The sequence below is a fragment of the Gluconobacter oxydans DSM 3504 genome, assembly GCF_000583855.1.
In the GTDB taxonomy this organism is placed as follows: Bacteria; Pseudomonadota; Alphaproteobacteria; order Acetobacterales; family Acetobacteraceae; genus Gluconobacter; species Gluconobacter oxydans.
Window position 1 is genome coordinate 523,702 of sequence record NZ_CP004373.1, and the last position, 19,840, is coordinate 543,541.

Here is a 19,840-nt window from a genome sequence, read left to right on the forward strand (position 1 = left end):
AAGGGCAATTTCCAGACTCCGACATTCTCAAGGAATAGTGACGCCCCCTCGTGCCGGTCGATACGGATCAGCATCCTCTCCATCCTGGATTTTCTCCCTGTCTGCCAACGTATTTTGCAGGCATCTTTGCCAGACAGCGTGGAAATCCGCGTCGTGCTGGTGTAGCAGGAAGAACATGAACGAAAGCCGCCACGCCCGCCTGCATCGCGCCACCAGCGAAACCGACATCACTCTTGCCCTCACGCTCGACGGCCAGGGCCGCTCCGACGTGGACAGCGGCATCGGTTTCTTCGACCACATGCTGACGGCACTGGCCAAGCATGGTGGTTTTGACCTTGAGCTGAAAGCCAAGGGCGACCTGCATATCGACGGCCACCATACGGTCGAGGATGTCGGCATCGTCTTCGGGCAGGCCTTCCGTCAGGCCATCGGCGACAAGCGCGGCATCGAGCGTTTCGGCCATGCCCTCGTGCCGCTGGACGAAGCCCTGTGTGAGGCGGTCGTTGATATTTCCGGTCGCCCCTATCTGGCCTGGAACGTCGTCTTTCCGCGCGAGAAGATCGGCACGATGGACACGGAACTGTTCGAAGAGTTCTTCCGCGCCTTCGCCATGTCCGCCCATATCGCCCTGCACCTGACCTGCAAGGCGGGCACCAATGCTCACCATATCGCCGAAAGCGGTTTCAAGGCCGTCGCCCGCGCCCTGAAGGTTGCCGTCTCGCACGATCCCCGTTCGGCTGGCGCTATCCCTTCCACCAAAGGCGTGCTGTGAAGCTCTACATTCCCTGCACGAAACCTGACGCCGGTGGGCCGCAGACGCCCGTTATGGTGCAGGACGGATTTTCATGGCGCGTCCTGTTCTTTGGCTGGTTTGGCCTTCTGACCTACGGCGCATGGATCTCCGCCCTGCTGACCGCAGCCGCTACCATGATCACATTGCATGTTTTCATGGGCTTCTGGTCCCGGCTTGACCTGATCGTGGCCATCCATGCCGTTCTCGCCAGCTTCACGGCTGAGATCCGCCTGTGGGAACAGCGCCTGAACGGCCGCGTTACCGGCACGCCGATCGCGGCCCCCAGCCGGGACATCGCCCTCCTGCGCTGGATGGACCAGCAGCACTACGCCGCCCCTTACGGCAGCACATCTCCGGAGTTTCCATGCGCGTCGTCGTAATTGACTACAATGGCGGAAATCTCGCCTCGGCCGCACAGGCAGCCCGCAAGGCCGCAACCCGCAAAGGGATCGAGGCCGACGTCGTCATCTCCCGCGATGCGACCGACATCCTGAATGCCGACCGTCTGATCCTTCCCGGACAGGGCGCCTTCGCCGATTGCGCGCAGGGCCTTGGCCCCGAACTGCGCAACATGCTCGAAACCGCGACTGCCAACGGCACCCCGTTCCTAGGCATTTGCGTGGGCATGCAGCTCATGTGCGAATACGGCCTCGAACATGGCCGCACCGAGGGCCTGAACTGGATTTCCGGCAATATCCGCCGCATGGATGAGGCTGCAAATGCCGGTCTGCGCCTGCCGCATATGGGCTGGAATACCCTTGACTTTACGCCCGGCGCCCATCTGCTGACGGATGGCCTCACGCCCGGCAATCACGGCTATTTCGTCCATTCCTATGCCCTGCATGATGGTGTGGACAGCGATCTGGTCGCAACCGCGCAGTATAGTACGCAGGTTCCGGCCATCGTCGCGCGCGGCAACCGCTGCGGCACGCAGTTCCACGTTGAAAAAAGCCAGGATGTCGGCCTGACGATCCTCGGCAATTTCCTGCGGTGGACCTCATGACCATCACCTGTGAACGCGTCGTTTCCCCGCTTCCGCCCGAAGATCTGGACGCACTGATCGAGGCCACGTCTGCTGGCATTCTGGACGGTGGCGGCTTCGGCTGGCTTCAGCCTCCCGGCCATCAGGCTCTGGCCCGTTATTTCGAAGGCCTGCTGCTGGTGCCGGAGCGCAGCTTTTACGTCGTGCGTGAGAACGGAGTAATCTGCGGCGCAGGCCAGCTCGTCCGCCCACCGGCAAGTTATGAAGCCCATGCCGCCACCGCTAATCTGACAGGCTTCTTCGTCGCCCCCTATGCCCGCGGCCGCGGTCTGGGACGTGCGCTGCTGGAAGCCATGCTCAAAGGCGCGAAGGCCATTGGCTGCAAGGTTGTAAACTGCGACATCCGCGAAACGCATGTCGCCGCTATCGGGCTGTTCCGGTCGTTCGAATTCGAACACTGGGGGACCCATCCCTATTATGCACGGATCGGAGGGCAGACGGTGCGCGGACTTTTTCTCTCGAAACTTCTGGCAAACGAGAACGAGGCCGCCCGCTGGCAGTCCAGCATCGCCATGCCTGACACCAGCAGCGCGGCTTCAGACACGATGACCAACACAGCCCCCCCGGCTCACGGCCTGACGCTCTACCCGGCCATCGACCTCAAGGACGGCGCCTGCGTCCGCCTGCGTCGCGGGGAAATGGAAGATGCCACCCATTATTCCGATGATCCCGGAGCACAGGCCAAGCTATTCGCGGAAGCTGGCTGCCGGCACCTGCATGTCGTGGACCTGAACGGTGCGTTCGCTGGCCGTTCCACCAACATCCCGGCGATTGAATCCATCGTGAAAGCCACGAATCTGCCCGTGCAGCTCGGCGGTGGCATCCGGGACATGGCCGCCATTGAACGCTGGCTCGAAGCCGGCGTCTCACGCGTCATTCTCGGCTCGGTCGCCGTCAAGGACCCCGAACTGGTCCGTCAGGCCGCCCGCGCCTTCCCGGGCCGCATCGTCGCTGGTATTGACGCCCGACAGGGCCGCGTCGCCACCGAAGGCTGGGCCGAAGTCTCCGAACTGGAAGCCAACGATCTCGCTCTACGCATGGAAGATGCCGGTGTGGCTGCCGTGATTTTCACCGAAATCACCCGCGACGGCATGCTGGCCGGGCTGGATCTTGAACAGACCGCAGACATGGCCCGTCGTCTCTCCATTCCTGTCATTGCCAGTGGTGGCGTCGGCAGTCTGGAGCATCTCAAGGCTCTTCGCGATGTCGCCCGCGATGTTCCGGGCATTTCCGGCGCCATCGTCGGCCGTGCCCTGTATGATGGCCGCATCTCGCTCAAAGACGCCCTGGACGTCCTCGGTTCATGCTGAAACTCCGCGTCATCCCCTGTCTGGACGTCAAGGACGGCCGCGTCGTCAAAGGGGTGAATTTCGTCTCCCTGCGCGATGCAGGTGATCCGGTCGAGCAGGCCAAGCTCTACGACTCGGCCGGTGCCGATGAACTCACCTTCCTCGACATCACCGCCAGCGTCGAAAACCGCGACACTATCCTCGATGTCGTCCGCCGTACGGCCGAAGCCATCTGCCTGCCCCTGACCGTCGGCGGTGGCGTGCGCACCTGCGAAGACATGCGCCGCCTGCTTCTGGCAGGGGCGGACAAATGCGCCGTCAATTCCGCCGCCATCAAAAACCCCGGCCTGATCCGCGAAGCGTCCGAACGCTTTGGCAGCCAGTGCATCGTCGTCGCCATCGACGCCCGGTCCAATGGACAGGGCGGCTGGGAAGTCTATGCCAAGGGCGGCCGTGAACCCACGGGGTTGGACGTCGTGGAATGGGCACGAAAAATGCAGGATCTGGGAGCCGGCGAAATCCTGCTTACCAGCATGGACCGCGACGGCACCCGCGCAGGCTTCGATCTGGATCTGCTTCGTGCCGTCTGCGGCGCAGTGACGGTTCCGGTTGTCGCTTCGGGTGGCGTGGGTGAACTGCAGCATTTCGTGGAAGGCGCGGAAGTCGGCGCAAGTGGCCTTCTGGCGGCAAGTGTGTTCCACTTCGGCCAGTTCCGTATCGATGAAGTCAAGAACGCGCTGAACAAGGCCGGACTGCCGGTCAGGCTTGGAGAGTAAGACCATGGGAAAACCCGCCACCAAACCGGCCCCGAAGCCTTCGAAGCAGCAGGACGACAAGAAGTCCGACCTTCAGCAGGAGCTGGTTCTCCAGCGCCTGTATGATACGGTCCAGTCCCGCCGCGGCACTGATCCGTCCCTCAGTCACTCAGCACGCCTGATGGCCCGCGGCCGCAACAAGATCGCCCAGAAATTCGGCGAGGAAGCCGTCGAATGCCTGATCGAGGCCGTCAACGGCAACCGCAAGGAGCTGATCGGGGAAAGCGCGGACGTGCTGTACCACCTGATCGTCATGTGGGTAGACGCCGGCGTCTCTCCCGAAGACGTCTGGACGGAACTCAAGCGCCGTGAAGGCACGAGTGGCATTGCCGAAAAGGCTGCACGCCCCAAAGAAAAGCTCGGCTAAACAGGAAGCAGACCATGACCTACGATCCCGGCAACATCTTCGCCCGCATCCTGCGCAAGGAAATTCCGGCCCGCACGATTTATGAAGACGACTTCGCCCTCGCCTTTCATGACATTGCTCCTCAGGCGCCGATCCACGTTCTGGTCATCCCCAAGGGGCCATACGTCTCCATCGCCGATTTCGGTGCAACAGCCTCTCCCGACGAAATCACGGGCTTCTGGCGTGCTGTTTCCAAGATTGCCGAAGAACAGGGCCTCACCCGCGAAGGCTTCCGTCTCATCAGCAATTCCGGCCCCAATTCCGGGCAGGAAGTCCCCCATTTCCACGTCCACCTGTTCGGCGGCGCTGCCCTCGGCCCCCTGCTGACACAAAAAACTTCTTAAATAAGACTTGCCAAGACCCGAGGGGCCGACTATCAAGCCCCTCGCCTCGTCCCATTCGTCTAGAGGCCTAGGACACCGCCCTCTCACGGCGGCAACAGGGGTTCGAATCCCCTATGGGACGCCAAAGCTTTCAACCAAAAATTGAATTCTCCGCAAGATGGTAATGGTCCCACTGGACCAATACAGCGGAAAGTCATCTTTGATTGCGTGCAGATACGAGCAGGTTGCGCTTTCGATAGATCCGTCTTGGTATATCCGGCTTTGTTTTCAGGCAATCTATAGCTTGATCCGAATGGAACCTTCTCCATAGCCATCCGATGCGGCGAACTGTCTCTTCAAAGAAAATGGCCGAAAATCTTCTTTTCGGCCATTTTTCCTGCGCATTATCTTGGGCTTATGAAGCCTGCGTTTAATTCAAAGGGATAATACCTTTTTGAATTGTAGGCTCGGGGGCTGATTTCCGTAGCTCTTCCACCGTTGCAGCAGTGACCGGAGCGGCATTATTGCCCCAGGCCTTGCGGATGAAAGTGACGACATCAGCAATCTGCTGCGAACTCAGTATGCCTGAGTATGCGGGCATGGCGAAGGCAGATGGCGCTTTGGTCATGCCCGGCAGAACCGCACCACTTTGGACTACATGCACCAAAGAGGCTGGATCATCACTCATGAGAACAGGATTCCCAGCCAAGGGCGGGAAGGCAGGAGCATATCCACGGCCATCGGAACGGTGACAGGCCTCGCAGTGATCCACATAAACCTTGGCACCCTGTGCAGAGGCGTCTCCCGCCTGCAGCGCAGTGGTAGCTGACGGATCATAATGCCATGCCGAGAGCGTGGGCTGATGAGGCTGCAAGGAGAGCAGATACCGCGCCATCGCATGGAGATCCGCATCCGTCAGATGCTGCGTTCCATGGAAAATAGCATCTGTCATGCCCCCAAATGCTTCGCCGCGCCGGTTACGTCCTGTGGCGAGGAACTGCACGATATCGTCTTCAGACCATCCCGCCAGTCCGCTACGCTGATCCTGCCGCAGACTTGTCGGTACAAAGCCATCGATTGCCGCGCCGCCCGAAAGGAAAAGCGATCCGCTGCTATTTGAAAGAGCTTTCTCCTGCAAGGCCATGCCACGCGGTGAATGACATGCCCCGCAATGTCCTGGCCCCTCCACCAGATAAGCTCCACGGCCTATTCCATCATCAGGCAGAGACCGGTTGACATCCTTCTGGGCTGCGACAACGGAAGGAGAAAATACCGCCCGCCAGATGGTCATTGGCAGACGGATGGACAAAGGCCACGGAATGCCGTTGGGCGGAGCTGCCTGCGCAACCGGCTGCACACCCTTCATGAAATAGACATACAGGGCGTGAATATCGCCGTCGCTCATACGGGCATAGGAAGGAAACGGCATGGCCGGATAAAGGCTTGCCCCGTCCCGACGGACGCCTTCACGCACTGCACGGGAGAATTCCGCTTCAGAATAAGCCCCAATGCCGTGGGTCGGATCAGGCGTAATGTTGGATGAGTAGATCGATCCAATGGGAAGCTTGAATTCCATTCCCCCTGCGAACTCGCCCCTGCCCCGGACAGTATGGCATGCACTACAGTCGGAGGCTTCCGCGACATATTTTCCCTGAGCGATCAGGGCACTCGTATCCTCGGCCCGCAGTTCAGAAACCGAACCTGCCAGCAGAGTGGCAACGCCAAAAAACGCTGCGCGGGTGAACAAACCGTACTTCATGCCTGCACCATCGGACCTGGGTTTTTCAGATAGGTCGTCCGGATATGATAGGCGGCCCAGTATGCCAGGGCTGCGACCATTCCGGTCGGGTTATATCCCATCCCCTGCGGGAATGCGCTGGCGCCGATCACGAAAACATTCGAGACGTCCCAGCTCTGCAGATATCGGTTGACGCAACTTGTCTTGGGATCGGTTCCCATGATGGCCCCACCGCCGAGATGCGTGGTCTGATACCGGCGGGTGTCGAAAACCTCTCCGTCCTTCAGCATTCCCAGAGAATACTTGGTGGCCCCCATTGCCTTGATGATGGGTTCGATCTTGCCCACCACATACTGGTTCATCCGGATATCGTTGTCTTTCCAGTTGAACGTCATCCGGAGCAGAGGCTGCCCGTAGGCATTGCTGTAGGTGGGATCGAGATCCAGATAAACATCCCTGTAGGCCATATTACTGCCATGCGCGTCGATGGTCAGGGAATGACGATAGGTATCGACCATGGCCTCCTTGTATCCTTCCCCCCAGGTCGGCGCCTTGCCGCCAGGGCCGCCAATGGCAGCCGCAATCGGCTTCACACCTGCCTGATTGACCCAGACAGGCGACCCACCCACAAAGCCAAGCGGTCCATGATCGAAGTTCATGCTGTTGAAGTCATCGATGGCGACACCTGCGCCGCCGGCTCCAACGAAGAGATTGGTGTACTGCTTGGGCGACAGCCACGCCCGGGACGTCGTGATCGTCTGATAGACGAAGTTTCTCCCTACCGTTCCGGTGTTCTGTTGCGGATCATAAGGCTGGCCGATCCCGGACAGCAGCATGAGATGGACGTTGTGAAACTGGAAGGCACTGATAATGACCAGATCGGCATCCAACTCGACCTGCTTTTTGGTGCGCAGATCCAGGTAACTCACACCCGTCGCCTTTTTCTTGTCGGCGTCGAGATTGACCTTGAGAACATGTGCTTTGGTAATCAGCGTGAATTTCGGATCCTGGCGCAAAGCAGGCAGAATATTCACATTGGGAGAGGCCTTGGAATACATGTAACAGTCATACCCACTGCAATATCCACAGAAATTGCATGGCCCCATCTGCACGCCGTAAGGATTGGTATATTGCGCTGAAGCATTTGCGGCAGGGAGCGCATAGGGATGATAGCCTACATTCGCGGCGGCCGATCGGAACAGGCTGGCAGAATAGACCTCACCCATCGCTGGAAGCGGAAATGCATCGGAACGATCAGGGGCAAAACGGTTACCGTTTCCAGCGATCTTTCCCTTGATGGTGTAAGGTTCTCCGGACGTACCGAAAACTTTTTCCGCCTTATCGAAAAACGGTTCAAGTTCCTCATAAGTCACGCCGTAATCCTGAAGATTCATCCCTTCAGGAATGAAATTCTTTCCGTACCGGGCGACAACATTGGTGCGTAAGGCCAGATCATCCGGAGCAACACGGAAATGAACGCCCGACCAGTGCAGCCCCGCTCCTCCCACGCCCTCACCGGGAAGGAAGGCCGCCAGACGCCGGTAAGGCAGGGCCTCCTGATCCAGCGTATTCCGTATCGTAACCGTGGACTGGGACAGGTTCTGGAAAAGCCGGTGACGGATGGCTCCTCTCAACTCGTCAATGGAGGTTGGGTAATCGCCCTCGACTGCCGTAGCACGCTCGTCACCACGTTCGAGCATGACCACCGAAAGTCCTGCCTCCGTGAGTTCCTTGGCCAGGATGGAACCAGCCCAACCCGCACCGATGACGATGGCATCAACTTTTTTCGCACACATAATTCAAAAATCCTCAGGCGGTTTCGCCAGATATGGAAACAGGCCCGAACGGATACGGCGCTCCCTTCTGATTGACCCAGTCCATGAAATCGGCGCGCGCGCCGGGAAAGCCGAGCAGTGTCCATCCCGCCAGGCCCTTGTTGCCGCCGTAAAGGGGGTCGGAAAAAACACCCTCGAGCGTATTCTGACGCAACTGCTCGAAGAAGGTGTGGGCGGGGACGGCGCCAAGGGCCATCTTGCCCTGCTCGAACGCCTTGAGAAGTGCGATCTGCTCCGGAACGGCCAGCTGGGAGAAAGTCTGTCCCTGATGATGATCGCGGACATAGGCATTTGCCGCGGCAATAGCCTGGCGATAGAGGTCACGCGGCGGGAGGGACAACTGGTACCCCAGGTTCGGTGCGCCCTCCTTGAACGGGCCGGACATGTACCACAACTCTCCATGTCCATAAGGCGTATCCATCTGTCGATCGATGAATTCAGGCGCTCCAAGCAGGGCCGCGTCGGGTCCATGAGCGTCCGCAGGAAATATTCGCGCACAGGCGGCATTCAGGAACAGCCATTCCTCATGATTGAAATATTTAGGTTTGTATGACTGCGTACTTTCTGACTGCAGAGCATCGGCCCAGACTTTATGGCCGCCATACATCCAGAATGACGCTGACCCAAGAAGACCGGCCGTAAAATTGCGCCGCGTCGAAGAGGGGATTTTCATTTCTTGCTCCAATGACAAACATGACCTGACGACATGGAAAAACAGCCCATCGCCCCTTCAGCCTTTTCGCTTCCCGCTCACCCGGAAGTGTGGAATGATCCCGGGTAAGAATATCCGCTCTCGGAAAGGTCCGCTTTTGAATAGTTCCAATATATTGCAGCTTGTAAGGGCTGCCTGAGGGTTATGAAAAAAGCGGTAACCCTCAATTCTGTGGCAGTTGAAGCAGGGGTCTCGCGCGCTACTGCGTCGCTTGTGCTTCGGGACAGCCCCCTTGTCTCGCTGGAGACGAGAGACCGCGTCATCTGCGCGATGGATAAACTGGGCTATATCTACAATCGCGGCGCTGCGAACCTGCGGGGCCAGAAAACCGGCACGATCGGCCTGGTGCTGTGTGACATTGGCAGCCCGTTCTACAGCCAGCTGATGCTGGGGATCGACGAAGTTATCGTTGATGCCAATATTGTAGCCATTCTGGTCAACAGCGCCGAGAATCCCGACAGACAGCTGCGACAGATCCGCCGCCTGCGCGAACACGGCGTTGACGGCCTCATCCTCTGTCCAGCTGCCGGAAGCTCCGACGCCCTTCTGTCTGAGATCGAGCGGCTTCACCTGCCCTGCGTTCAGGTTCTCCGCCACGTCTCGCAGAGAAATGGCAACTATGTCGGCCCCGACTATGCGGACGGAACTTCCCTGGCCGTCACACATCTCGTCAGACATGGGCGCCGGAAAATTGCCTTTCTTGGAGGCAGACCGGTGCATTCCGCTGCGCGTGAACGGCTCGATGGCTTCAGAAAGACCCTGAAAAAACACAAGCTGGAACACGATCTGATCATCCCGACCCATCTGGAGAACCTCTCCGATCTGGGTACCTTTCCGGAACTCCTGGCCTCCTCCACCCCGCCGGACGCCGTTGTCTGCTACAATGACATGCTCGCCCAGTCCGTCATGGGGTATCTGCTGGCCAGAGGGAAAATGCCCGGACGCGATTTTGCAGTCATCGGAGCCGACGACCTGCCTCAAAGCGCCGTGTCTTTTCCGACCCTGACCACCATCGTGACGGATCCGGTGGGCGTTGGCCGCAATGCAGCCCGCCTGTTGCTTGACAGAATCGACAACCCCACCACGTCCAGCACCCGTATCCTGGTTTCCGGACAGTTGATGATCCGCCAGAGCTGTGGAGGCCAGCTTCCCTGATCCATCGCGATTTTCCGACAACTTTCCAGCCGCGGAAATTCTCGGGTCGGTTGTTTTCTGCGCAGTGCTCATGTTCCGGATCCCATAGATCGATCTAAAAAAGAGACACATAGGACTTGAATCCCAGCATCGCTGAATTACGCAACCCGACCTGTCCATTGGGATGGATATAATACTGAAAATCCGGCCGGAACGTTACGCCTCGCATCACATTTATGGAATAATCGACTTCCAGAACCTCGGCGTTGGTCTGCACGCCGGTTGCGTGGTTCGGCATGCCCGAATAATCCCCCGCAGCAACCATGGCCATGGTCGTGTCACGCGTTCCCGGTGCGATGCTAACATAGGAGAAAGCAACGCCAAACATGTCCTCTGGACGTCCAGGAATAAGTCCCTGGCTCATGAGAGCACCGTAAACTTCGAAATCGCGAACAGCAGTATGGGGAGAGTTGTAAATATAACCACCCATGAAAGTCAAACCAGCAGACTTTGGCCTTCCGGGATAGTTCATTAACTTCTGATCAAACATGAAATATGTTTGCCATGAAGAGTTTCTCATCAACTGCTTACCGCCATACACGTAGTAAGACTGGCCAGCCGTGTTGTAATAATTATCAGCACGCCGCACATCATCATAAACAAATCCCAGCTTGTAATGACCAGGGAGATCATGATGAGGCCCGAAATGGGGCTCCCACTGAGCTTCGATCGGGATTTCATATCCAACGATATTGGCGCCGTTGAACTTGAATCCCGTCCTGTGCTGATAGTTCTGATAGATCCCGTTTTCGGCGAAATAGACACCCGCCTGGATGTAAAGATCCTTGCGGGGCCGGCCCTTCATGCGAAAAGCCCATGTCGCCGCAGGGTAGCTGCCATAATAGGTGCTATCCGCAGCCGCCTTTGGACGTCCGCAGAAAGAATTGTTCTGAAAGCTACAGAAAATAGGGCTCGATGCGAAATCGGACATCTGGGACATACGCCCACCCGCGATCAGGAACCGGCCACCAAAGAGGCTCTCTTCTCCATACAGCGAGACGAGATGAACCACCACGTTCCCTCCGCCGCCATAGATTTCAGAACTATGCGCCAGCCAGTCACCGAACATCCGGTTAGCAGTTGTTCCATAGCGACCAACGGTCGTCATGCGAGTCACAAACCCCTTGATGCCCGCAAGATGCTCCCAGTCAACAATAAGGTTTGCTGAATATTGCCCGGCATTACTCGATCCGTCCTTATAATTTCCGTAATGCGGCCCTCTTGTCGGGTGTTGAAGCGCCCCGGCATATTCATTTGTATTATCAAAATGAAAACCGATACCGTGTTTTCTAAGCTAGGGCGTCATGCCGAAAAAGTCCGGAAAAATGGAAGGTGGTCCTTCCGTAATTGCGGAAGGCGCTGCCTGCGGAGGAGACAAAGGCGGTGCGGGATATGTGGTGAAAATGCCCGGAGCAATAGAGGACTGAGGCGGAGCATTCTGCTGAACCGAATTCAACGGCGTTGACGCATTTTGCTGCGGCCCCAAATTCTGGGCTTGGGCTTTGGTCTGGGTCTGGGTCTGGGTCTGGGTCTGGGTCTGGGTCTGATCTTTCGCAAACAAAAACGGGAATCCACCAGAAACGCAATAAATCAAAAAAACATATAAGATTTTTTTACAGATTCTTTGCGCATAAAACGAGCGTCCTGTCGAATTGCTTATTATAAGCCGATTCTTAAACATCTTCGTTCCAGTGAATCATACTTCATGCATCTACCAATCTACTCTATCCAACCAGAAAAAGCAGAATCAGTACTTCGCATATTCTCTGGAAGCGGCATGCCATATAATTTTCGCATTTCCCATAGCGGAACTCATCACGAATTCTGTGAAGACGTCCTCACGACATTGAGAACCTGAAAAAAGAATTTAGAGCGATCTAAAATTTTCGGGGATTTCGAATTATGAAAAACAACGTTTTTTCATTGAGATAGCAGCCCTTATCATCATTGAGCGCCAAAAACCCAGCTTTCTCCTCGGCGGCAAATCCCCGATTTTTCCATACTTTGTCACAATATAGTGAATTAGATCGATCTAGGTGGACTCTCGGTTCTCGTGGCACATGCCGTTTAGCCGTTACGAAATATGACCGAAAGGCGCGTCCCGTGCTGCTATTCAGGAATATGTCCACGAAGAACGCTCGCGGAATCCTGCAACGCATCTGTTGTGCAGTGATTCTCGGAGCTGGAGTCATTCCGCAGGTGGTTCAAGCGGAAGAAGCCTCTTTCCCACCCCTTTCCCTTTCTCAGGCGCGCCGTCTGGCCCAGGCGGCTGAAAAGAGAGCTGCGTCAAACCAGACGAGCATCGTCGTGACTGTGGTTGATCCTTCGGGCCAACCCATTCTGGTCGAACGTATGGCGGGAGCACAGCTCGCCAGTATCGATCTTTCCCAACGCAAGGCGGTCAGCGCTGTCTTTTACAAGCGCCCGTCAGCCGCTTTCGAAGCGGCTCTGAGTGGCGGGAAAATGGCCGTTCTGGCTCTTCCCCATGCCATGCCGGCAGGGGGTGGGGTCCCTATTTTCCGTAATACCCAGCTTGTGGGCGGCATCGGTGTCAGTGGAGGCAACAATGCCCAGGACGCCGATGCCGCCAATACCGCGGTGGGAGCTCTGAAATGACAATGATCTCTGTTGCGGAACATCGTGGAAAAGGAGCCAGGGCATGACCAAAGGCCGCCATCCTTCCGCCCCTGTTCAGCAGTCTGTCCTAGGGCGCCGCTCCCTGCTGCTCGGCACCATCATGGGCAGTATTTCTGTTGCTGTCGGCAATTCAGTCCTTGGAAAGGCAGGCGCTCTTGCCGCCACTCCACTCGATGAAACATTCCTGGCCATCTCACGGGCGATCACCGGGCGTCAGGATCTCGATCCGGTCCTCAGCAGCCGCCTCTGCGCTGCCATGCAGGCCACTTTTCCTGGCTATGCAAGCACAATCCAGGCTCTGGCTTCTGTCACGGCGCAAGGGGGGCAGCCCCGCGAAATTCTCGAGCGCTCCGGCGATCTGAAAAAGGCTTTCCTGGCCCTCAATGCCGCCTGGTACACCGGCTCAGTCGAGGACAGAACGGGCGCCCCCATGGTCGCCTATTACAATGCTCTCATGTACCAGCCCACGAAAGACGGCCTGCCGGTACCAACCTACTGCTTTGCACGTCCAGGATGGTGGACCGAGACACCGCCGGCACTTGGCATTCCGATCCATGCTCCGCTTCCGGCGACGCCACCGCCCCCGGCTCCTCTCGGCGTGGAAAGCAAAACTCCGCCGCAGTCGCCGCCTCTGAAACCCATCACGCCCTCTTCTCCCCCCTACGTTCCCAAACCCCGTCAGGAGCACTAACCCATGGCCAAACCGGACTTTTCATCCTCTGGAGATGTATCGGCGGATGTCGTTGTCGTCGGCTCCGGAGTGGTGGGCGGCATGGTGGCAAACGAACTTGCTGCTGCTGGCCATTCCGTACTGATTCTGGAGGCAGGACTGCGCCTCAAACGCGCAGAATATGTGGAAAACTGGCGCAATATGTCGTTCCACAACCGGCTTCATTCTGATTTTCAGGGGCTTTATCCCCAGTCCCCGCTGGCTCAGGCCCCCTTATATTTTCCGCCCAATGACTATGTAGGCCTGTCGGGCCCCAATGGCTCGGCGTTCAAGCAGGGCTATCTGCGCACCGTCGGCGGAACGACATGGCACTGGGCCGCTTCCTGCTGGCGCCATCTTCCTTCCGATTTCGAGATGAAAACGCGTTATGGCGTCGGCCGCGACTGGGCCATCTCCTACAATGAGCTGGAACCGTTTTATTGCCGCGCCGAAGAGGAAATGGGCGTTTCAGGCCCGCACGACAAATCTCTCCAGTCCCCTCCGGAACGAAGCCGTCCCTACCCCCGGGACATGATTCCGTTCGGGTATGGAGACCGTCGGGTCGCTGAAATCGTCAATCCCCACGGTTTTCATCTCGTTCCCATTCCACAGGGACGGAGTATCGAGCCTTACGGTGAGCGCCCCGCCTGCTGTGGCAATAACAACTGCCAGCCCATCTGCCCCATCGGGGCCATGTACAATGGCATTCAGCACATCGAAAAAGCTGAGTCCAAAGGCGCTGTCACCATCGCCGAAGCGGTCGTCTATCGTATTGATACCGATGAAAACAACCGCGTGACGGCCGTGCACTGGTATGACGCGCACCGGCAGTCCCACAAGGCGACCGGCAAGACATTCGTGCTCGCCTGCAATGGTATCGAAACCCCGCGCCTGCTGCTGCTGGCGGCGAATGAACGCAACCCGAACGGCATCGCCAACTCCTCGGATCAGGTGGGCCGCAACATGATGGACCACTCGGGCGTCCATGCATCCTTTCTGGCCAACGAGCCTCTCTGGTTCGGACGCGGACCAGCGCAGAGCAGCTGCATCGTCGGCCCCCGGGACGGAGATTTCCGGCGGGAATACTCAGCCAACAAGATGATCCTTAACAATATCAGCCGCGTCGCTCCTGCGACGGAACAGGCCCTCAAACTGGGCCTGGTTGGCAAAGAGCTTGATGACGAAATCCGCCGCCGTGCAGCATGCGGTGTCGACCTCTCCATCAGCCTTGAACCGCTTCCTGATCCGGAAAACCGCCTGACGCTGAGCAAAACCCGCAAGGATCCTCTGGGGCTGGCCTGCCCCGACATCCATTACGATGTCGGCGACTATGTCCGCAAAGGACTGGATGCGGTCAACACGCAGGTCAAGCAAATTGCCGGCCTGCTGGGTGGCACCGAACTCCGCATCACGACGGACTACAACGCCAATAATCATATCATGGGCGGTACGATCATGGGGCGGGACCCCAAGGACTCGGTCGTAGACGGAGACTGCCGAGCCCATGATCACCCCAATCTGTGGATTCCCGGCGGCGGCGCGATGCCGTCTGCCAGCGTCGTCAACACCACGCTCAGCATGGCAGCGCTCGGTCTGAAAGCTGCCGATTCCATCAAGGCCGCTTTCGCACGGGGGCAGGCATGAAACAGAAACGACAGAAAAGCCTGGGTCTGCCCGGCTATTTCGCCCTTTCCGCTGCAATCGGACTTGGAACCGGCACATTTGCGCATGCGCAGGACACCGATCCCAACACGGCTGTCGCCGAACGCGGACATTATCTTGCCATCGCCGCTGACTGCGCGGCCTGCCACACGGCGCCCGGATCCAGCAAAGCGTTTGCCGGCGGGTATGGCATCGCGTCTCCACTTGGATCGATCTATTCGACCAACATCACGCCTTCAAAAGAATACGGCATCGGGAACTACACCGAGAAAGAGTTCGCCCATGCGTTACGGGAAGGCATCCGACGCGACGGGGCTCATCTTTACCCCGCGATGCCTTACACCTCGTACACCAAGCTGACAGACGACGACATCCACGCCCTGTACGTCTATTTCATGACATCGGTGAAACCGGTCGAAAGCAACCCGCAGAAAACCGAGCTGCCTTTCCCCTATAATATCCGGGCTTCCATGGCGATCTGGAATGCCCTTTTCCTGGATGATACCCGCTTCAAGCCTGATCCTTCCAAATCCGTGGAAGTCAATCGCGGGCATTACCTGTCCTACGCCCTGGCGCATTGTGACACCTGCCACACGCCCCGCAACGCCATGATGGCGGAAAAGGGAAGCAGCCCTCTGGCCGGTGCGTCGCTGTCCTCATGGTATGCGCCGAATGTGACTTCAGACCCTGTCAGCGGTATTGGCGGCTGGAGCAACGACGATCTTTTCCGCTACCTCAAAACCGGCGATGTTCCCGGAAAAGCTCAGGCAGGCGGCCCCATGGCAGAAGCCATCGAGCACAGCTTTCAGTATCTGAGCGATGCCGACATCCGCGCCATGGTTGCTTACATCAAGCAGGTTCCGGCCATTTCGGACAGCAAGGACAAAGCCCCCCGCGAAAGCTACGGGAAAATTTCCGATCGTGAATCCGTCTACCGCGCTCTGCCCGCCAGCCGGATCAGTCGCGGCGAATATCTCTTCTCGGGAGAGTGCGCGGCCTGCCACCGCCCAACCGGCCAGGGCAGCGCGGACGGGTACTACCCCCAGCTTTTCCATAATACGGCCCTGGGCGCCCCGATCGCCGATAACCTGATCACCACGATCCTCGTGGGGGTCCGGCGGGAGGTCAACGGTCATACGACCTATATGCCGGGATTTGGACCAGGTTCGTATGTGGACTCCCTGTCCGATCAGGACATTGCCGATATCAGCAATTACGTTGAGCAACGCTTCGGTAATCCGAATGTCAAAGTCACACCTGACGATGTGAAGCTCATCCGTTCCGGCGGTCCCAAGCCGCTTATTGCACAGCTGGGCGCTTTCACAGTCCCCGCGATGATCGGAGCAGCCCTGATCTTCGCCGTCGCCATTCTTTTCTTCATCCGACTTTCCCGAAAGGCGAAGGCCTGAGGCTTTCCGCCCTTTCGTCTAACGTCTCCAGGAGACCCCAGAGATGCAAAGACTGTGCCTGCTTTCCTGTGCCGCACTGCTTGCGTTCGCTTCATCCACCCACGCCCAGACTGTGGTTTCGGCGAATGATGCACATTCCATTCTTCAAAATGGGGTGCAGGTTCTGCCACACCCCCTGAAATCAGACTCTCTGTCGTTTCTTGCCAGAACACCCGATGGCGCCTGGAAAGTCCGGACGAGCATCAACGTGCCTACCAGCGTCATCGGGCCACCTACCGCCGTTACCTTCAGTCCCGATGGCAAAACCCTCGTCGTCTCTGCTGCTTCGAAGGCTGATCCTGAAGCCGGGAAAATCGTTCCGGATGATGAGATCACCGTCATCGATATTTCCGGGGCAGAACCGAAAATCATACAGCGCGTAGCATCTGCTCCCGGCGCAACCACCCTGCGCTTCACGCCTGACGGACATCACCTTCTCGTCGCCAATGGCAAATCCGGCGTTCTGACCTGGTTCAGGTTTGACGGACACAACCTGAGCAACCGGCGTGTGATTTCCCTACCTGTCTCCGGCTTTCCGGGTGGTCTCGCCATCCTTCCCGATGGGAAGCGCGCCCTTGTGAGCCTTTGGCAGGCGGACAAGGTCTATACCCTCCATATCAACGGCGACCAGATTACCGTCGATCCTCATCCTCTGAACATCAAACCCGGGCCCTGGAACATCCAGTTGAGCAAGAACGGGCATTACGCCGTCATGGGAATGCTGGGCCATGGTGAAGGGTTGCCAGGTGCTCTTTCGGTTCTGGATCTGAGCGCCGAACCAATCCGGGAAATCCAGCGCACTCCCGTCCCCAACGCGCCGGAAGGGCTCGATATTTCTCCAGATGGCCAGTATGTCGCCGTCGTTTCCCAGAACGGCTCCGCACTTTCCCCGACCTCTCCACTCTATCATGACCGGGGCATCGTCACGGTTTTCTCATTCAGCGACGGTCATCTGACACCACTGGCACAGGCTCCCGGTACACTCTGGCCGCAGGGGCTAACCTTCTCTCCAGATGGTCATGACATTCTGGTCCAGGGTGTCATGGACCGTAGTCTGCTGACCCTGACATGGGACGGCACGCAACTCCGCAAGGCTGGCGAAACTCCGCTTCCGGGAGGAGGTGCCGACCTCGAAAAAACCCTGCGGTAACAGGAACCAGAGACATTTTTCTGGTTGGGTGTTCCTTTTTGCTGCTCTTGGCGCGGAGCAGAGAGGCCTGTCCTCCCTAACTTTCAGGGCCAGCTCAGAGCCCCTTGATTGTATGGGTAAACCACACACCCGTAAAAGACTGGTGGAAAGGCAGGCAGCGCCATTTCAGAGCTTCGGACATGCCGGAAGAACGGTCTTATGACGTTGACGGGCACAGCGGGGCTCCGGGAAAAGGGGGACCAAATCCTGCCCCCAGAACGAATATCTCGAAAAATTCATCAGAGCTTTTTCTGCAGGATAAAACATTAAATCTTCTGCAGCAGGAAAATATTTCTCCAACCATTTCTGCGGCCATGAAAATGTATCGCTTTTCCATTTTATGCCTTTGTTTAATATTTAATTACATTATATTTTATCAATAGAATGGAAACTATTCTTCGAAATGACGAAACTTATACCCTGAAATGAGTGTTTAGCGCTCAGGCCGCAAAGCCCGGTGCGCATTTGGGTGCACTGTTTTTCAGGGAACGCAGTCGAAGGATTGCCGCAAGAAGGATGAGAGCACGCAGTGAGGCGAACAGACTGATCACGACGATCGTGGTGGTCGTCACAATGGGAGCGCTGGCCTTCGGGTATGACACGGGCGTCATTGCCGGTGCCCTGCCGTTCATGCAGCTTCCAATCGCACAAGGAGGGCTGGGGCTCACTCCGCTCACGGAAGGGCTGGTGACCTCTGCTCTGGTTCTGGGGGCGGCATTCGGCTCTCTGGTCTGCGGAATGATGGCGGACCGCTTCGGGCGCCGGGACAGCCTGATGGCCCTTTCTGTGCTGTTCGTCATCGGTGCCATCGGCACGGCGCAGGCGCCTTCGGTTGCGGTCATGATCGCCATGCGTGCGGTTCTCGGTTTCGCCGTTGGCGGGGCCTCGGCACTCGTTCCCATGTTCATTTCGGAAATGGCCCCTGCAGGACGCAGAGGGCGGCTTGTCAGTCAGAACGAGATGATGATCGTCACGGGACAGCTTGTCGCCTACACGCTCAACGCAGGACTGGCGCATTTTTCGGAATCACCCTCGATCTGGCGCACCATGCTCATGATTGCGGCAGTTCCGGCCGTGCTTCTGGGTGTCGGGCTGTTTTTCGTGCCGCGCTCTCCACGCTGGCTTGCAAGCCAGGGGCGAACGGATGAGGCCCGGCATGTGCTTGAACTCATCCGCTCTACCGATCAGCAGGTCCGGCATGAAATGCGGGCAATCTATACAGCCGTGGACGACGATGCGGAGCAGATCGGCTGGCATCAGGCGTTCCGGGAGGTCTGGGTCCGGCGTCTGCTGCTGCTGGGAATTGGGCTTGGATTTGCGACCCAGTTTACCGGGGTCAACGCATTCATGTACTTCACCCCGATCATCCTGCGTCAGACGGGCCTCGGAACCGAGGCCGCTCTGATCGCAACAATCGGCGATGGTCTGGTTGCGGTAGGTGCGACATTTGCCGGCATCTGGATGATTGGGCGCTTTCCGCGGCGCGTCACACTGCTGGGTGGTCTGGGGGGCGTGGTTCTGGCTCATCTGGGGCTTGGGGCTACTCTGCTGCTGCTCAAGGGATCGGCAGTCGAGAGTTATGTCGCTCTTGGGTTCATCCTTCTGGCCCTGCTGTTCATCCAGATGATGGTCTCTCCATTGTACTGGCTGCTGATGTCCGAGCTTTTCCCCATGCGGGCCCGTGGCGTTCTGACGGGCCTGTCGGTCTCGTCGCAGTGGATCTTTAACGCTACAGTAGCCTTTCTCTTTCCTATTTTCCTGCATGCGATCGGCCCCGGTACGTTTTTCGTCTTCGCTACGATCAACGTATTGTCCTTCTGCTTCGTGGCGCGCTTCCTGCCCGAAACGAAAGGCTTTTCCCTGGAAAAGCTGGAGGCGCATCTCAAGGAGCATTTTTCTCCGGACACGGCCGCTGCGGAAGAACCGGTTGATCCCGCACCGCTCAGGATAGACCGCCAGGCGGACGTCACCTGATCTCCGTTGCGAGCAATCTGCGAAATCTGGAAATGCCTGACGGATAGGGCGCGGCCACTGGGATATCCGCCCCG

The 19,840-nt window shown here is 57.8% G+C and carries 19 protein-coding genes and 1 tRNA gene; 15 read left to right on the top strand and 5 right to left on the bottom strand.

The features are described 5' to 3' along the window. The first annotated feature begins 175 nt into the window (after positions 1-175). The 8 genes from hisB (at position 176) to GLS_RS02535 (ending at position 4,813) form a co-directional block, all read left to right on the top strand. Complete coding sequence (gene hisB, locus GLS_RS02500; RefSeq protein WP_041110954.1) at positions 176-772, top strand: imidazoleglycerol-phosphate dehydratase HisB; 597 nt, start codon at positions 176-178, stop codon at positions 770-772. Continuing rightward, a complete protein-coding gene (locus tag GLS_RS02505; RefSeq protein ID WP_041110955.1) occupies positions 769-1,173 on the top strand; it encodes a hypothetical protein in 405 nt (134 codons plus the stop codon). The genes hisB and GLS_RS02505 overlap by 4 nt, the downstream gene beginning before the upstream one ends. Further along, positions 1,158-1,796: an imidazole glycerol phosphate synthase subunit HisH gene (gene hisH / locus GLS_RS02510; RefSeq protein WP_041110957.1), complete on the top strand. Its 639-nt coding sequence runs from the start codon at positions 1,158-1,160 to the stop codon at positions 1,794-1,796. Before GLS_RS02505 ends, hisH begins: the two co-directional genes overlap by 16 nt. Next, the gene (gene hisA, locus GLS_RS02515) at positions 1,793-3,145 is read left to right on the top strand and encodes a 1-(5-phosphoribosyl)-5-[(5-phosphoribosylamino)methylideneamino]imidazole-4-carboxamide isomerase (RefSeq protein ID WP_041112571.1); all 1,353 of its coding nucleotides are present in this window, start codon (positions 1,793-1,795) and stop codon (positions 3,143-3,145) included. Before hisH ends, hisA begins: the two co-directional genes overlap by 4 nt. After that, positions 3,139-3,900 (top strand): imidazole glycerol phosphate synthase subunit HisF, encoded by a 762-nt coding sequence (gene hisF / locus GLS_RS02520; protein ID WP_041110959.1) that lies wholly within the window; start codon positions 3,139-3,141, stop codon positions 3,898-3,900. The genes hisA and hisF overlap by 7 nt, the downstream gene beginning before the upstream one ends. Before the next feature lie 4 nt (positions 3,901-3,904). Further along, complete coding sequence (locus GLS_RS02525) at positions 3,905-4,306, top strand: phosphoribosyl-ATP diphosphatase (protein WP_011252065.1); 402 nt, start codon at positions 3,905-3,907, stop codon at positions 4,304-4,306. A 14-nt stretch (positions 4,307-4,320) separates the two neighbouring features. Continuing rightward, positions 4,321-4,689 carry a histidine triad nucleotide-binding protein gene (locus GLS_RS02530; RefSeq protein ID WP_041110961.1) on the top strand — a complete coding sequence of 123 codons (369 nt, stop codon included), beginning with the start codon at positions 4,321-4,323 and terminating at the stop codon, positions 4,687-4,689. A gap of 48 nt (positions 4,690-4,737) precedes the next feature. Further along, positions 4,738-4,813: transfer RNA gene (locus GLS_RS02535), tRNA-Glu, on the top strand. Between the two features lie 285 nt (positions 4,814-5,098). Here GLS_RS02535 and GLS_RS02540 read toward each other — a convergent pair. From GLS_RS02540 to GLS_RS02550, 3 genes are all read right to left on the bottom strand, one after another. Further along, positions 5,099-6,244, bottom strand: a complete 1,146-nt coding sequence (locus tag GLS_RS02540; protein ID WP_405002422.1) for a c-type cytochrome — start codon at positions 6,242-6,244, stop codon at positions 5,099-5,101. 179 nt (positions 6,245-6,423) lie between these two features. Then, on the bottom strand, positions 6,424-8,202 hold the full coding sequence (locus GLS_RS02545) for a GMC family oxidoreductase (RefSeq protein ID WP_041110965.1): 1,779 nt from the start codon (positions 8,200-8,202) through the stop codon (positions 6,424-6,426). A 13-nt stretch (positions 8,203-8,215) separates the two neighbouring features. Then, entirely contained in the window at positions 8,216-8,914 is a 699-nt protein-coding gene (locus tag GLS_RS02550; RefSeq protein WP_052327423.1) for a gluconate 2-dehydrogenase subunit 3 family protein, read from the bottom strand. 210 nt (positions 8,915-9,124) lie between these two features. Between GLS_RS02550 and GLS_RS02555 the strand changes: the two genes are divergently transcribed. After that, complete coding sequence (locus GLS_RS02555; RefSeq protein ID WP_231097750.1) at positions 9,125-10,108, top strand: LacI family DNA-binding transcriptional regulator; 984 nt, start codon at positions 9,125-9,127, stop codon at positions 10,106-10,108. 94 nt (positions 10,109-10,202) lie between these two features. On the opposite strand, the gene GLS_RS02560 is transcribed toward GLS_RS02555, so the two are convergent. Both GLS_RS02560 and GLS_RS13485 read right to left on the bottom strand, forming a co-directional pair. Continuing rightward, positions 10,203-11,426: a carbohydrate porin gene (locus tag GLS_RS02560; protein ID WP_226986665.1), complete on the bottom strand. Its 1,224-nt coding sequence runs from the start codon at positions 11,424-11,426 to the stop codon at positions 10,203-10,205. 15 nt (positions 11,427-11,441) lie between these two features. Beyond that, positions 11,442-11,828: a hypothetical protein gene (locus GLS_RS13485; protein WP_226986609.1), complete on the bottom strand. Its 387-nt coding sequence runs from the start codon at positions 11,826-11,828 to the stop codon at positions 11,442-11,444. Positions 11,829-12,346: 518 nt separating this feature from the next. Here GLS_RS13485 and GLS_RS02565 point away from each other — a divergent pair. The 6 genes from GLS_RS02565 (at position 12,347) to GLS_RS02590 (ending at position 19,766) form a co-directional block, all read left to right on the top strand. Next, positions 12,347-12,763, top strand: coding sequence for a GlcG/HbpS family heme-binding protein (locus GLS_RS02565; RefSeq protein ID WP_226986610.1), 417 nt, complete (start codon positions 12,347-12,349; stop codon positions 12,761-12,763). Between the two features lie 43 nt (positions 12,764-12,806). Beyond that, positions 12,807-13,475 carry a sorbitol dehydrogenase family protein gene (locus GLS_RS02570; RefSeq protein WP_226986611.1) on the top strand — a complete coding sequence of 223 codons (669 nt, stop codon included), beginning with the start codon at positions 12,807-12,809 and terminating at the stop codon, positions 13,473-13,475. A gap of 3 nt (positions 13,476-13,478) precedes the next feature. Then, positions 13,479-15,137: a GMC family oxidoreductase gene (locus GLS_RS02575; protein ID WP_041110969.1), complete on the top strand. Its 1,659-nt coding sequence runs from the start codon at positions 13,479-13,481 to the stop codon at positions 15,135-15,137. Further along, on the top strand, positions 15,134-16,564 hold the full coding sequence (locus tag GLS_RS02580; protein WP_041110970.1) for a cytochrome c: 1,431 nt from the start codon (positions 15,134-15,136) through the stop codon (positions 16,562-16,564). The genes GLS_RS02575 and GLS_RS02580 overlap by 4 nt, the downstream gene beginning before the upstream one ends. 43 nt (positions 16,565-16,607) lie before the next feature. Continuing rightward, complete coding sequence (locus GLS_RS02585) at positions 16,608-17,753, top strand: beta-propeller fold lactonase family protein (protein ID WP_041110971.1); 1,146 nt, start codon at positions 16,608-16,610, stop codon at positions 17,751-17,753. 555 nt (positions 17,754-18,308) lie between these two features. Beyond that, on the top strand, positions 18,309-19,766 hold the full coding sequence (locus GLS_RS02590; RefSeq protein WP_080691877.1) for a sugar porter family MFS transporter: 1,458 nt from the start codon (positions 18,309-18,311) through the stop codon (positions 19,764-19,766). Positions 19,767-19,840 lie beyond the last annotated feature (74 nt).